Source organism: Streptomyces roseolilacinus (assembly GCF_014649335.1).
GTDB lineage: Bacteria > Actinomycetota > Actinomycetes > Streptomycetales > Streptomycetaceae > Streptomyces > Streptomyces roseolilacinus.
Window position 1 is genome coordinate 178,787 of record NZ_BMSV01000010.1, and the last position, 13,344, is coordinate 192,130.

Here is a 13,344-nt window from a genome sequence, read left to right on the forward strand (position 1 = left end):
CGCGAAGCGCCCCCGCCGGGGGGCGGGGGCGCTTCGGGCCGCGGGGGGAGCGGCTTGACGGGTCGGGGGACCCGTCAGGTGTCGTCGTCCGGACCGGGCTCCCTGTGCCGGCGCAGCAGCGCCACACCCGTCAGGAGGGCCCCCAGCATCGCGCACATCACCGCGGCGACACCCGACCAGGCCCACGCGCGGCCCAGGCTGCTCTGCAGGAGGGCGACCCCGCTGCTGCCCGCCATCCCGTGGAGGGCCACGACGCCGACGGACAGGGCGGCGGCGGACCCCCAGACGCGTGCGGTGTCCCGGACGATCAGCCACTCGCCGAGCACCAGGCAGAGCACGGCGACGACCAGGGCCATGGCGTCCGCGTACCCGCCGGCCCACAGTCCCGCGAAGTCCGTGGGCAGGTGGATGATGCCGCAGGCGAACAGGGTCGCCGCCGCGGGCCAGCGCAGTGAGGAACGGACGGGCAGGACGAGGCCCTCGCCGACCGACTCGGGGGTGAGGACCCGGACCCTCTCCGCCTCCGGTTCCGGTTCCGCTTTCGTCGCCGCGGCCGCCACGGTGGCGGAACGGGGCGGGCGGACGTTGGGGTTCTCCGGCACCGGCGGGGTGCCGCCGTCCGCCGCGCCCGCGCCCGGGGAGCCGGCCGGCGCCGTGTCCGGCCGGGGCGGCGCAGGGGCCTGGCCGCCGTTGCCGAGGATGCTCACCAGCTCGACGACGTCCTCGATCGGCCTGCCGACCGCCGCGGCGCGGAGCGTCGTGTCGTTCTCGTCGAGCGTGTGACCGGCCTCGTTCAGCATCGCGACCAGCTGCCGGACCTCTTCCAGGGGCCGGGCCACCGCGGCCGCGCGCAGGGCTTCGTCCGCGGGGCTGTCGACGGCCTTGGTGTGCTTGAGCTGGGTCACCAGCGCGGCGACCTCCTCCAGCGGACGGTACGTGGCCGCCGTCCAGATCAGTGTCCGTATGCGCTCGTCGCCGTCCTCGTCGTCCGTGCCCGTGCCCGAGGTCTCGGCGAGCACGGCCTCGACGAGCGCGGCGTCGACCGCCGTCGCGGAGTCGTCGGGGCCCGAGGGAGGGGAGGGGGCGGAGGGGCGGGGGCGACCGGGGGGCGCCCCGGGGTCGGGGGGCGCGCCGTCGGCCGCAGGTGCCTCGGCCGGAGGTGCTTCGTCCGGCGCGACGTCGCCCGGTGTGACGCCGTTCGGTGTGACGCGGTCCGGTGTGACGCGGTCCGGTGTGACGCGGTCCGGCGCGGTGCCGCTCCACGGGGCGGCGCCCGGCGCGGGGCCGGTGGGGGGCGTGTCGGCGGGGCCGGGGGCGGCGTCCGCGTCGGCCGGTGCGGTGTCCCAGGGTGCCGCCGGGGTGCGCGGGGGGCCCGCGGGGGCGGCCCCGCCGTTCGCGGCCCGGCCGCCGTCGGTCCGTACGGGACCGATCGGGACGGACGGCGGGGTGCGCGGGCCGTCCGCCGGCGGGGCGGGCGCCGTGCCGTTCACGGGCGTGCCGCCCGCGTGCGCGGTGGTGACGTACGTCGTCTGCGCGGACGTGCCGCCCGTGTGCGTCGTCCCGGCCGGCGCGGTGCCGGCGGGGGCGCGCGGCGCGGTGCCCGGACGTACGGGCCCGACGTGCGCGGCGCCGGTGGGTGGTGCGGCGCCCGGGCGCGCGGGTTCGAGCTGCGCGGCGCCGAGGGGCGGCGCGGTGCCCGGGCGCGGGGGTTCGAGCTGCGCGGCGCCGAGGGGCGGCGCGGCGCTCGGGCGCGCCGGTTCGAGCTGTGCGGCGCCGGTGAGCGGCGCGTCGCCGTGGGCGACCACGGGTGCGGCCGCCGGGGCCGGGGGGACCCCGGTGTCGGGGGCCCGGGCGTCGGGCGGCTGCTCCCGGATGGGAGCCGCCCCGGCGGCGCGGATCGTGGGGTCGTCGGTTGTCATGGCGTGGCTCCGTTCGCCGGACTCCGGTGAGGCACACACCGTGTCGGTCGTCGTGCGCCGACTGGGCGCGCGGTTTGCTCCATGTAATAGGCAAACCGGACAATTGCGCCATCCGGGAAGGGCGGACGGGGTAACCGCCCTCCGCCCCGTGGGCCCGCACGGGGAAGTGCGGGCCCACGGGGCGGACGAGGGGGGAGACGGTCCCGCCTAGGCGGACTGCTCCTCGCGCTCCACCTGGGCGTTCCACTCGCGCTTGACCGCGCGCCACGCCTCGTCCGACTTGCCCAGGCGCCAGTAGCCCGAGATCGACAGGCGCTCCAGGGGGACGCCGCGGTCCTTGCGCAGGTGGCGGCGCAGCTCCCGCACCGCGCCCGCCTCGCCGTGGACGAACGCGTGGACGGTGCCCTCGGGGAAGTCCAGGTCCCGCACGGCCTCGATCAGCGCCTCGCCCACCGGGCGGCCGCGGCGCGGCAGCCAGCGGACCTCCGCGCCGGCCGGCGCGGCGATCTTCAGCTCGTCGTCCGGCTCGCCCACCTCGATGAACGCGCGCGCCACGGCGCCGTCCGGCAGCCCCTCCAGCGCCGCCGCGATCGCCGGCAGGGCGCTCTCGTCGCCCACCAGCAGGTGCCAGTCGGCCCCGGGATCGGGCGCGTACCCGCCCCCGGGGCCCAGGAGCCGCACCGTCTCGCCGATCCGTGCCCGCGCGGCCCAGGGGCCGGCCAGCCCCTCGTCGCCGTGCACCACGAAGTCGACCGTCAGCTCCCGCTGCACCGGGTCCCAGGCGCGCACCGTGTACGTGCGCTGCGCCGGCCACCGGTCGCGCGGCAGCTCCTCGCGGATCCGCTCCAGGTCGAACGGCTCCGGGTACGCCACGCCCTCCGGAGCGAACAGGATCTTGACGTAGTGGTCGGTGAAGCCGCTCGTGGCGAAGGAGTCCAGCCCCTCGCCGCCGAGCACGATCCGCACCATGTGCGGGGCGATCCGCTCGGTGCGCACCACCTGTGCCTCGTGGGCCTTCGGTGTCCTGCGGGACGGCTCATCCGCCACGGCGTACTCCCCGGAAAAGTAGTTGCTTAGGCATGCCTAAGCTAACACTTCACCGGGGGAGAGCGGCGAGCAGACGCTCCAGCGACCCGCCGAGCCCCCACCTTTCGGCCAAAGCGCGCACCGCCTCCCCGTCCTTCGGGCCGGCCGGCAGCGCCGGGTCGAAAGGCGGCAGCGGTACGTCGCCCGCGACCCGCACCACCTTCGGCGCGACCGCCAGGTAGTCCCGCGCGCCGTCCAGCCGCCGGCGCTGCGCCGGGGTCAGCCTCGCCGCCGGGTCGTCCAGCGCGGCCATGACCCCCGCCAGGTCCCCGAACGACTCCAGCAGCTTCGCGGCGGTCTTCTCGCCGACGCCCGGCACCCCCGGCAGGCCGTCGCTCGGGTCGCCCCGCAGCGTGGCCAGGTCCGCGTACCCCGGGCCGTCCACGCCGTACTTCCCGCGCAGCCACTCCCCGTCCACCACCTGGAGCGTCCCCACGCCCTTGACCGGGTACAGCACCCGCACCCCGCGCGCGTCGTCCACCAGCTGGAACAGGTCGCGGTCGCCCGTGACGATGTCGACCGGCCCCGCCGCCCGGCCCGCGAGCGTGCCGATCACGTCGTCCGCCTCGTACCCGGCGACGCCCACGCGCGCGACGCCCACCGCGTCCAGCACCGCCTCGATCACCGGGACCTGCGGCGACAGCGTGTCCGGCACCTCCTCCTCGTCCGGCACGCCCGGCCCCGTCTCCGCGGCGACCCGGTGCGCCTTGTACGAGGGGATCAGCTCCACCCGCCACTGCGGCCGCCAGTCCGCGTCCATGCAGGCCACGAGGTCGTCGGGGTGGTGGTCCTGCACCAGGCGGGCGATGAAGTCGAGCAGTCCGCGCACGGCGTTCACCGGCGTGCCGTCCGGGGCGCGCACCGAGTCGGGGACCCCGAAGTAGGCCCGGAAGTACAGGGAAGCGGTGTCGAGGAGCATCAGGCGTCGCGTCACACGTCGCATGATGCCGTACGCCACCGACAAGGCGGCCAGCGCAGCGCTTCCGCCGTTTGCGCTACTCGGGGGTACTCGCGCTGCGTAAGGTTGTCGGGAGAGGGAGGGAAGGGAGGGAAGACATGGACGACAAGGAAACACCGCGGGTCGGCGCGGCCGTGCGCAGGAGGCGCAGGGCGCTGTCGCTGACCCTCGCCGCCGTCGCCGAGCGCAGCGGCCTGTCCGTGCCCTTTCTCAGCCAGATCGAGAACGAGCGCGCCCGCCCCAGCACGCGCTCCCTGGAGTGCATCGCCGACGCGCTGAAGACCACCGCCGTCGAACTGCTCGACGCGGGCGACGCCGCCCGCACGGTCGACGTCGTACGGGCCGCGGCGTGCGCCGACGACCCGGGCGCGCCGGCCGGCGTCCGCGCGCTGGTGCGCGGCGAGCACCAGATGCACGCCGACGAGTTCACCGGGGAGCACGACGCGGGCCGCGAACTGGTCCTGCGCAACGACGCCCTGCTGTACGTCGCCGACGGCACCGTGGAGGTGGAGGCCGAGGGCCGCGCGTACCGGCTGGAGCGCGGCGACACGCTGTACCTGTCCGGCGGGGTCCGCCACCGCTGGCGCGCCTCCGGCCCGGGCACCCGCGTGCTCGTCGTGTCGGTGGCGCCCCACATGGAGGCGGCGGAGCAGTGATCCGGGTCGTGTCGCTGGTGCCGTCCCTCACCGAGGCCGTCGCCGTGACCGCGCCCGGTGCCCTCGTCGCCCGCACCGACTGGTGCACCCACCCGGCGGACCTGGGCGTGCCCCGGATCGGCGGCACCAAGAACCCGGACGTCGCCGCGGTCACCGCGCTCCGCCCCGACCTCGTCGTCGCCAACGAGGAGGAGAACCGCCCCGAGGACCTCGCCGCCCTGCGCGCCGCCGGCCTCGACGTCCTCGTCACCGAGATCCGCGACCTGGAGCAGGCGCTGCGCGAACTGGACCGGGTCCTGCGCGCCTGCGGCGTGCCCTCCCGGCCCCGCTGGCTCGACGAGGCCGAGGGGGCCTGGTCCGCCCTCACCCCCGACGAACCGCCCCGCAGGGCGGTCGTCCCCGTCTGGCGGCGCCCCTGGATGGTGCTGGGCCGGGACACGTTCGCCGGGGACCTCCTCGCCCGGCTCGGCGTCGCCAACGTGTACGCCGGCCACGCCGAGCGCTACCCGCGCGTCCCGCTCGACGAGCTCCGCGCCGCCGGCGCCGACCTGGTCGTCCTGCCCGACGAGCCGTACCGGTTCACCGCCGACGACGGGCCCGAGGCGTTCGCCGGCCTGCCCGCCGCGCTCGTCGACGGCCGTCACCTCACCTGGTACGGACCTTCTCTCGTCCGAGCGCCCCGGGTATTGGGCCGGGCCCTGCGAGCAGCGTCCCGCTGAGCAGGCCCCGCGCCGTCCCCGACACCGCCGCCAGCCACCCGGCGACCAGCAGGGCGTACAGCACCACCGCCGCCCCGTCGAACACCACCAGGCCGGTGTGCCGCGCCAGCGCCTCCATCCCCGTCACGCACGTCCCGACGGGGAAGGTGAACGCCCACCACGTCATCGTGAAGTGCATCCCGCGCCGCCGGGCCCGCACCACCAGCGTCCCGGCCAGCGCCAGCCACAGCAGCGCGAAGCCCATCACCGGCGCCCCGTACGCCACCGAGATCCCCCGCGCGTACGGCACGCCCGGCGCCGCGTCCGCGAAGGCGCCGACCGCCGTCACCGACTGCCCCAGCGGGCCCAGCGCCAGCAGCAGCGCCGGCGTCGCCGGGGCCGGGGGCGGGCCGGCCGTCACCAGCCGGCGGAAGACCGGCGGGAGCACCAGCAGCACCGCCAGCGCGCTCAGCCCGAACATGCCGTGGCAGGCCGTGAGCAGCGTCTCCCGCACCTGCCCCCGCGGCAGGTGCGGCGCCAGCAGCGGCCCCGCGGACGCCGACACCATCGGCGGTATCACCGGCAGCAGCCACAGCGGCGACGCCTCCTCGATGCGGTGCCGCACCACCATCAGGTACGGGACGCCGACCGCCACCGCCAGGCCGACGGCCGTGCCCGTCGTCCACAGCGCGGTCGCCAGGGCCGCCGCCGGGCCCGTGCCGAGCCAGTCCCGCCCGGCGAGCAGCGCCCCGCCGCCCACCGAGGTCAGCGCCATCGAGAGGCAGCCGTAGAACGGCGCGACCGCCGGGTCCAGCAGGTGCGCCCGCGCCTGGTCGGGGTGGCGGACCCAGTGCGCGGCCCGGGCGCCCAGCAGCACGACCAGGGCCAGCAGGGCCAGGGCCCACAGCGCCGTGCAGACGGCGGGTAAACCCGGCAGGCGCAGCGGCAGCCCCGCGCCCGCGGTGCCGACGATCCCGGTGCCCATGACGGCGGCGTAGTAGTGCGGGCCCAGGTGCCGCACGCCGGCGGTCCGCCGGAGCGGGCGGACGCGCGGCAGGGACGGGGGCGGGGACTGGGGCGGAACGACAGTGGTCATGGCCCCCACCCTGGCGGCGGGGCGCGCCCCCGGCCAGAGGGCCTCCCTCTATGGCCCCATAAGCTGGGTTTATGAGTCTTTCCCATCGCGTGCCCGACCTCGGAGCCCTGGAGCTGCTGCTCGCGGTCGCGCGGCACGGCAGCCTGGGCCGGGCGGCGCGCGAGGTCGGCATCACGCAGCCCGCCGCCAGCGGCCGGATCCGCTCCATGGAGCGGCAGCTCGGCGTCGCCCTCGTCGACCGGTCGCCCCGCGGCTCCCGGCTCACCGCCGCGGGCGCCCTCGTCACCGACTGGGCGCGGCGCGTGGTCGAGGCGGCGGAGGCGTTCGACGCGGGCGCCCAGGCGCTGCGGGACCGCCGCGACTCGCGGCTGCGCGTCGCCGCGTCGATGACCATCGCCGAGTACCTGCTGCCCGGCTGGCTGATCGCCCTGCGCGCCGAGCGGCCCGACACGGCCGTGTCGCTGCGGGCGGGGAACTCCGCCGCGGTCGCCGCCCTGCTGCTCGCGGGCGACGCCGACCTCGGGTACGTGGAGGGCCTCGCCGTCCCGGAGGGGCTGGACGGCGTGGTCGTCGCCCGCGACCGGCTGGTGGTCGTCGCGGCGCCGTCGCACCGCTGGGCCCGCCGCCGCGCCCCGGTCACGCCCGCCGAACTGGCCGGGACGCCGCTGGTGCTGCGCGAGCACGGCTCCGGGACCCGTCAGGTCCTCGACTCGGCGCTGGCCGCGCACGGCGGGCTCGCGGCGCCGCTGATGGAGCTGGCGTCGACGACGGCGGTGAAGGCGGCCGCCGTGAGCGGCGCGGGGCCGGCCGTCCTCAGCGAACTGGCGGTCACCGAGGAGCTGGCGTCCCGCCGCCTGGCGGAGGTCCCGGTCGAGGGCGCCGACCTGCGCCGCGCCCTGCGCGCCGTGTGGCCGACCGGCCCCCGGCCCACGGGCCCGGCCCGCGACCTGCTGTCGCTGTCGCGGGCCCGCTGAACCGCCCGGGCGGCCCGTCAGGCCGACGCCGCCCGCACCAGCCCCGCCATCACGCGCGTGTCGTCGTCCATCTCCGGGTGCCACTGCACGCCCAGCACCCAGGAGCCCGGCAGTTCCACCGCCTCCACCGTGCCGTCCTCGGCGTACGCGGACGGGACCAGTCCCGCGCCGAGCCGGTCCACCGCCTGGTGGTGGTAGGTCGGCACCTCCACCGCCTCGGGGACCAGCGACCCGTACCGGGTCCCCGGCACCGGCTTCACCGTGTGCCGCCCCAGCCGGCCGACCCCGGCGGTGTGCCCCTCCAGGTGCTGGAGCAGCGTCCCGCCCAGGGCGACGTTCAGCAGCTGCATGCCCCGGCAGACGCCCAGCACCGGGGTGCCCGCCGTCAGGGCCGCGTCCACCAGGGCCAGCTCCCAGGCGTCGCGCTCCCGCGCCGGCGGGCCCGTCCGGGGATCGCGTGCGGCCCCGTACCGCGCGGGCTCCACGTCGGCGCCGCCCGCGACCACCAGCCCGTCCAGCCGGGCCACGACCGCCGCCGCCGCGTCCGCCCCGTCCGGCGGGAGGAGCGCGGCCAGCCCGCCCGCCGCCCGGACCAGCCGCGGGTACGCGGCCGGCAGCAGCGTCGCGGGCAGCTCCCACACCCCCCACCGCGCGGTGTCGAGGTACGTCGTCACACCGATCAGCGGCCTGCTCACGCGGAACGCTCCTCCCGCCCGCGGCCGAGCTCGGCCTCGGCGGCCGCCAGCGCCGCGAACTCCTCCTCCGGCGCGCTCGCCACGAGGCGGTGCCGGCTGTAGAGCGCGAAGTAGGCGACGGCGACCGCGTACACCCCGAGCGCCAGGCCCGCGGCGACCACGTCCACCAGGAACGTCGCCACCAGCGCCGCCAGCGCCAGCACCAGCGCCACCGAGGAGGTCGCCACCCCGCCCGGCGTCCGGTACGGCCGCTCCAGCCCCGGCTCGCGGCGCCGCAGCACGATGTGGGACAGCGCCATCAGGGCGTACGAGACGGTGGCGCCGAACACGGCGACGTTCAGCATCCGCGCCCCGTCGCCGGAGCCGGCCGCCAGCGCGAAGCCGAGCGCGCCGGGGACCAGCAGCGCCCAGTACGGCGACCTGCGGCGGCTGGTCAGCGACAGGAACCGCGGCAGGTACCCGGCCCGCGACAGGGCGAACAGCTGCCGGGAGCCCGCGTAGATCAGCGAGAAGAACGACGCGACCAGGCCGGCCAGGCCCGCGTAGTTCACGAACCGGCTCAGCGTCGTCGGCCCGCCGTCCCCCTCCAGTGCCACGACCAGCGGGTTCCCCGCGTCCTGCACGGCGGCCGCGCCCCGCGCCCCGGTCGCCGCGAGGAGGGTCACCGCGGCCAGCACCGCCAGGACGCCCATCGACAGCGCCAGCGCCCTGGGCATCGACCTGACCGGGTCCTTCGCCTCCTCCGCGGCGAGCGGCACGCCCTCCACCCCGAGGAAGAACCACATCCCGAAGGGGAACGCCGCCCAGATCCCGAGCAGGCCGTACGGCAGCCACGGGCCCGCGCCGAACGCGTCCGCGTCGACCGGGATGTCGTTCAGCCGGTCCACCCGGAACCCGGTGGACGCGCCCGCCGCGAAGACCAGCAGCGCCACCACCGCGACCGCCGTCACGACCAGGCTGAAGCGCAGCGCCTCGCCCACGCCCCACAGGTGGACGCCGATGAAGACCGCGAAGCACGCCAGGTACACCGGCCACCCGGACTCCAGCCCGAACAGCCCCAGCGACTCGACGTAGTCGCCGATGAAGAGGGAGATCGCGGCGGGGGCGAGGACGTACTCGACGAGGATCGCCGTGCCGGTGAGGAAGCCGCCCCAGGTGCCGAGCGCCCGCCGGGCGAAGCCGTAGCCGCCGCCCGCGGCGGGCAGGATCGCGGACAGCTCGGCCAGCGCGAAGACCAGGCACGCGTACATCACGCCCATCAGGAGCGTGGCGACGGCCAGCCCGCCGAAGCCGCCCTTGGCGAGGCCGATGTTCCAGCCGGAGTAGTCCCCGGAGACGACGTAGCCGACGCCGAGCCCGGTGAGCAGCAGCCAGCCGGCGCTGCCCCGCCGCAGCGCGCGGCGCTTCAGGTAGTCGTCGCCGGGCGGCGGCGCCGCTGTGCCGCCCGTGGTGCCCGAGGTGTCTTCCAGCGTCATGGTGGCGTCAGCTCCCCGCGTCGGGTCCGGCCCAATGGGATGGCCCCATACCTTTGCGGTGCGGCGCGGTCGGCGCAAGCCCCCGCGCGTCGCGCACCCGCCGCGCCGGGAGTCCGGGAGCCCCGGCCGCGCGCCGCGTCCCCCGCGCCTCCGCCCGCCGCGTCACCCCGCGCGCCCTGCCGTGCCGCCTCCCGCCCCGCCACCTCACCCCCGTGCGCCCCACGCCCCACGCCTCACGCCAGGAACCCGCGCAGCAGCGCCGCCGTCCCCGCGCAGTGCTCCCGCGCCACCTCCCGCGCCCCGTCGGCGTCGCCCTCCAGCACCGCCTCCACCAGCGCGTCGTGCTGGTGCTGGGCGTGCTCCAGGTTCCGCACGAGCAGCGGGATGCAGTCCAGCAGGTCGTTCACGGTCGCCCGGACCGCCGCGTACCGCGCCGTCAGCGTGGGCGAACCGGACAGCTCCGCCAGCGTCAGGTGCAGCAGCGTGTCCTGCCGCCGGTAGTCGTCCAGCGGCGCGTCGTGCGTGGCCCGCAGCGCCGCCCGCAGCCGCTCGGCCTCCTCGCCGGCCAGCCCCCGCGCGGCGCACAGTCCCGCGGCGCCGGTCTCCAGCACCTCCCGGAACAGCAGCGCGTCCTCCAGGTCGACCGCCGCCGTCCGCCGCCGCAGCTCCTCCTCGCCCGCCCCGCGGTCCGGGCGCAGTACGAAGGTCCCCCCGTACCGGCCGCGCCGGCTCTCCACCAGGCCCTGCTCCTGGAGCACCTTCAGCACCTCGCGCAGCGTGACCCGGCTGATCCCCATCCGCTCCGCCAGCTCCCGCTCCGCCGGCAGCCGCTCCCCGGCGGGCACCAGGCCGAGCCGCACCACCTGCAGGATCTGCTCCAGCGCCTCCTCGAACCCGTTGCCCGCCCGCACCGGCCGCAGCACCGGCGCCAGTCGATCGGATATCCGCTCCGTCGGCATGTGGCCGTCCCCTTCCCAAGCAAAGGTCTCCGGCAATACCTTATGGCTCCCGGCTGACCCAAGGAGGACCCACCCCGTGGCAGACCGCACACCCCCGCTCCCCGTCGGCGAACTGCGCGCGCTCGTCGCGGGCGGTGAGATCGACACCGTCGTCCTGGCCTTCCCCGACATGCAGGGGCGGCTCCAGGGCAAGCGGTTCGCGGCCCCCTTCTTCCTGGACGAGGTGCTGGAGCACGGCACCGAGGGCTGCAACTACCTGCTCGCCGTCGACGCCGAGATGAACCCCGCCGACGGCTACGCCATGTCCTCCTGGTCCACCGGTTACGGCGACTTCGCCCTGCGCCCCGACCCCGCCACCCTCCGCCGCGTCCCCTGGCACCCCGGTACGGCCCTCCTCCTCGCCGACCTCGCCTGGCACGACGGCGCCCCCGTCGACGCGGCGCCCCGCACGATCCTGCGCCGCCAGCTGGAGCGGCTCGCCGCCCGCGGCTACACCGCCCATGTCGGCACCGAGCTGGAGTTCATCGTCTTCACCGACACCTACGAGCAGGCGTGGGACGCCCACTACCGCGGCCTCACCCCCGCCAACCGGTACAACGTCGACTACTCCATCCTCGGCACCGGCCGCGTCGAGCCCCTCCTGCGCCGCATCCGCACCGAGATGGCCGGCGCCGGGCTGACCGTGGAGTCGGCCAAGGGGGAGTGCAACCCCGGCCAGCACGAGATCGCCTTCCGCTACGACGAGGCCCTCACCACCTGCGACCACCACGCCGTCTACAAGACCGGCGCCAAGGAGATCGCCGCCCAGGAGGGCGTCTCCCTCACCTTCATGGCCAAGTACAACGAGCGCGAGGGCAACTCCTGCCACATCCACCTCTCGCTCCAGGACGCAGACGGCCGGAACGTCCTGGCCGGCGACGGCCCGCCCGGCACCCCGGCCGCCCTCTCGCCCGTCATGCGCCACTTCCTCGCCGGCCAGCTCGCCGCCCTCCGCGAGTTCTCCCTGCTCTACGCCCCCCACGTCAACTCCTACAAGCGGTTCCAGCCCGGCTCCTTCGCCCCCACCGCCGTCGCCTGGGGCCACGACAACCGCACCTGCGCCCTCCGTGTCGTCGGCCACGGCCGCTCCACCCGCTTCGAGAACCGCCTGCCCGGCGGCGACGTCAACCCGTACCTCGCCGTCGCCGCGCTCGTCGCCGCCGGCCTGCACGGCATCGAGCAGCGCCTCGAACTCCCCCCGCCCTGCACCGGCAACGCCTACGCCGGCGACCACGCGCACGTCCCCGTCACCCTGCGCGAGGCCGCCGGACTGTGGGAGACCAGCGCCCTGGCCGAGGCCGCCTTCGGCGGCGACGTCGTCGCCCACTACCTGAACATGGCGCGCGTCGAACTCGCCGCCTTCGACGCCGCCGTCACCGACTGGGAACTGCGCCGCTCCTTCGAACGCATGTGAGGCCGCCTTGACCACCGAGCTCCACGTCCTGAACCCCGCCACCGAGGAGCACCTCGCCACCGTCCCCGCCACCGGCGCCGCCGGGGTGGACGCCGCCGTCACCCGCGCCGCCCGCGCCCAGCGCGCCTGGGCCGCCGCCGCCCCCGCCGACCGCGCCCGGCTCCTGCGCCGCTTCGCCGCCACCGTCGACGACCACCTGGAGGAACTGGCCCTCCTGGAGGTGCGCGAGGCCGGCCACACCATCGGCGACGCCCGCTGGGAGGCCGGCAACGTCCGCGACCTCCTCGACTACGCCGCCGGGGGAGTGGAGCGGCTGACCGGCCGCCAGATCCCGGTACCCGGCGGCGTCGACGTCACCTTCCTCGAACCCCTCGGCGTGGTCGGCGTCATCGCCCCCTGGAACTTCCCCATGCCGATCGCCGCCTGGGGCACCGCCCCCGCCCTCGCCGCGGGCAACGCCGTCCTCCTCAAACCCGCCGAGGCCACCCCGCTCACCGCGCTCCGCCTCGCCGAACTCGCCCTCGACGCCGGCCTGCCCGAGCACCTCTTCCAGGTGCTCCCCGGCGAAGGCCCCGTCGCCGGCGCCGCCCTCGTCGCGCACCCCGGCGTCGCCAAGATCGTCTTCACCGGCTCCGCGCGCGTCGGCAAGGGCGTCATGGCGCGGTGCGCCGACCGCGTCAAGCGCGTCACCCTCGAACTCGGCGGCAAGAACCCCAACATCGTCTTCGCGGACGCCGACGTCGAGGCCGCCGCCCTCGCCGCCCCCGCGGCGTTCCTCGACAACGCCGGCCAGGACTGCTGCGCCCGCACCCGCGTCCTCGTCCAGCGCACCGTCCACGACCGGTTCCTCGAACTCCTCGCCCCCGCCCTGGAGAAGGTCGTCGTCGGCGACCCGGCCGACGAGGCCACCCGGATGGGCCCCCTCATCTCCCGCGCCCAGCTCGACCGCGTGCGGTCCTACGTCCCCGACGGCGCCGACGCCCTGCGCGGCAGCGCCCCCGAGGGCCCCGGCTTCTGGTATCCGCCGACCGTCCTCACCGGCGTCGCCCCCGACGCGCCCGTCGCCACCGAGGAGGTCTTCGGCCCCGTCGCCGTCGTCCTCCCCTTCGACGACGAGGACGACGCCGTACGCCTCGCCAACGCCACCGACCACGGCCTGTCCGGCTCCGTCTGGACCCGCGACGTGGGCCGCGCCCTGCGCGTCGCCCGCGGCGTCCAGGCCGGCAACCTCTCCGTCAACTCCCACTCCAGCGTCCGCTACTGGACCCCCTTCGGCGGCTTCAAGCAGTCCGGCGTCGGCCGCGAGCTGGGCCCCGACGCCCTCACCGCCTTCACCGAGACCAAGAACGTCTTCATCAGCACGGAAGGCTGACCC

General features: G+C 76.6%; 12 protein-coding genes. 5 read left to right on the forward strand and 7 right to left on the reverse strand.

Going from position 1 to position 13,344, the window contains the following annotated elements; all coding sequences use genetic code 11:
• Positions 1-74: 74 nt before the first annotated feature.
• From IE106_RS23485 to IE106_RS23495, 3 genes are all read right to left on the reverse strand, one after another.
• Positions 75-1,919 carry a hypothetical protein gene (locus IE106_RS23485; RefSeq protein WP_189537171.1) on the reverse strand — a complete coding sequence of 615 codons (1,845 nt, stop codon included), beginning with the start codon at positions 1,917-1,919 and terminating at the stop codon, positions 75-77.
• 207 nt (positions 1,920-2,126) lie between these two features.
• Entirely contained in the window at positions 2,127-2,966 is an 840-nt protein-coding gene (locus IE106_RS23490) for a siderophore-interacting protein (protein WP_189537172.1), read from the reverse strand.
• A gap of 49 nt (positions 2,967-3,015) precedes the next feature.
• On the reverse strand, positions 3,016-3,924 hold the full coding sequence (locus IE106_RS23495; protein WP_189537263.1) for a 5'-3' exonuclease: 909 nt from the start codon (positions 3,922-3,924) through the stop codon (positions 3,016-3,018).
• A 137-nt stretch (positions 3,925-4,061) separates the two neighbouring features.
• On the opposite strand from IE106_RS23495, the gene IE106_RS23500 reads away from it, so the two are divergent.
• Both IE106_RS23500 and IE106_RS23505 read left to right on the forward strand, forming a co-directional pair.
• The gene (locus IE106_RS23500) at positions 4,062-4,619 is read left to right on the forward strand and encodes a helix-turn-helix domain-containing protein (RefSeq protein WP_189537173.1); all 558 of its coding nucleotides are present in this window, start codon (positions 4,062-4,064) and stop codon (positions 4,617-4,619) included.
• The gene (locus IE106_RS23505) at positions 4,619-5,338 is read left to right on the forward strand and encodes a helical backbone metal receptor (RefSeq protein WP_189537264.1); all 720 of its coding nucleotides are present in this window, start codon (positions 4,619-4,621) and stop codon (positions 5,336-5,338) included. Before IE106_RS23500 ends, IE106_RS23505 begins: the two co-directional genes overlap by 1 nt.
• Here IE106_RS23505 and IE106_RS23510 read toward each other — a convergent pair.
• Positions 5,265-6,413 (reverse strand): TDT family transporter, encoded by a 1,149-nt coding sequence (locus tag IE106_RS23510; protein WP_189537174.1) that lies wholly within the window; start codon positions 6,411-6,413, stop codon positions 5,265-5,267. The two genes, IE106_RS23505 and IE106_RS23510, sit on opposite strands and share 74 nt — an antisense overlap.
• 71 nt (positions 6,414-6,484) lie before the next feature.
• Between IE106_RS23510 and IE106_RS23515 the strand changes: the two genes are divergently transcribed.
• Positions 6,485-7,387: a LysR family transcriptional regulator gene (locus IE106_RS23515; protein WP_189537175.1), complete on the forward strand. Its 903-nt coding sequence runs from the start codon at positions 6,485-6,487 to the stop codon at positions 7,385-7,387.
• 17 nt (positions 7,388-7,404) lie between these two features.
• On the opposite strand, the gene IE106_RS23520 is transcribed toward IE106_RS23515, so the two are convergent.
• From IE106_RS23520 to IE106_RS23530, 3 genes are all read right to left on the reverse strand, one after another.
• On the reverse strand, positions 7,405-8,082 hold the full coding sequence (locus IE106_RS23520) for a gamma-glutamyl-gamma-aminobutyrate hydrolase family protein (RefSeq protein ID WP_189537176.1): 678 nt from the start codon (positions 8,080-8,082) through the stop codon (positions 7,405-7,407).
• Positions 8,079-9,557 carry an ethanolamine permease gene (eat, locus tag IE106_RS23525; RefSeq protein WP_189537177.1) on the reverse strand — a complete coding sequence of 493 codons (1,479 nt, stop codon included), beginning with the start codon at positions 9,555-9,557 and terminating at the stop codon, positions 8,079-8,081. The genes IE106_RS23520 and eat overlap by 4 nt, the downstream gene beginning before the upstream one ends.
• Before the next feature lie 233 nt (positions 9,558-9,790).
• On the reverse strand, positions 9,791-10,516 hold the full coding sequence (locus IE106_RS23530; RefSeq protein WP_189537178.1) for a FadR/GntR family transcriptional regulator: 726 nt from the start codon (positions 10,514-10,516) through the stop codon (positions 9,791-9,793).
• Between the two features lie 76 nt (positions 10,517-10,592).
• On the opposite strand from IE106_RS23530, the gene IE106_RS23535 reads away from it, so the two are divergent.
• Positions 10,593-11,969: a glutamine synthetase family protein gene (locus tag IE106_RS23535; protein WP_189537179.1), complete on the forward strand. Its 1,377-nt coding sequence runs from the start codon at positions 10,593-10,595 to the stop codon at positions 11,967-11,969.
• 7 nt (positions 11,970-11,976) lie between these two features.
• The gene (locus IE106_RS23540; RefSeq protein ID WP_189537180.1) at positions 11,977-13,341 is read left to right on the forward strand and encodes an aldehyde dehydrogenase family protein; all 1,365 of its coding nucleotides are present in this window, start codon (positions 11,977-11,979) and stop codon (positions 13,339-13,341) included.
• Positions 13,342-13,344: the final 3 nt, after the last annotated feature.

Coding starts and splice junctions, on each gene's coding strand:
- IE106_RS23485 (WP_189537171.1), bottom strand. CDS start 1,919: ATGACAACCGACGACCCCACGATCCGCGCCGCCGGGGCGGCTCCCATC.
- IE106_RS23495 (WP_189537263.1), bottom strand. CDS start 3,924: ATGCTCCTCGACACCGCTTCCCTGTACTTCCGGGCCTACTTCGGGGTC.
- IE106_RS23500 (WP_189537173.1), top strand. CDS start 4,062: ATGGACGACAAGGAAACACCGCGGGTCGGCGCGGCCGTGCGCAGGAGG.
- IE106_RS23510 (WP_189537174.1), bottom strand. CDS start 6,413: ATGACCACTGTCGTTCCGCCCCAGTCCCCGCCCCCGTCCCTGCCGCGC.
- IE106_RS23515 (WP_189537175.1), top strand. CDS start 6,485: ATGAGTCTTTCCCATCGCGTGCCCGACCTCGGAGCCCTGGAGCTGCTG.
- eat (WP_189537177.1), bottom strand. CDS start 9,557: ATGACGCTGGAAGACACCTCGGGCACCACGGGCGGCACAGCGGCGCCG.
- IE106_RS23530 (WP_189537178.1), bottom strand. CDS start 10,516: ATGCCGACGGAGCGGATATCCGATCGACTGGCGCCGGTGCTGCGGCCG.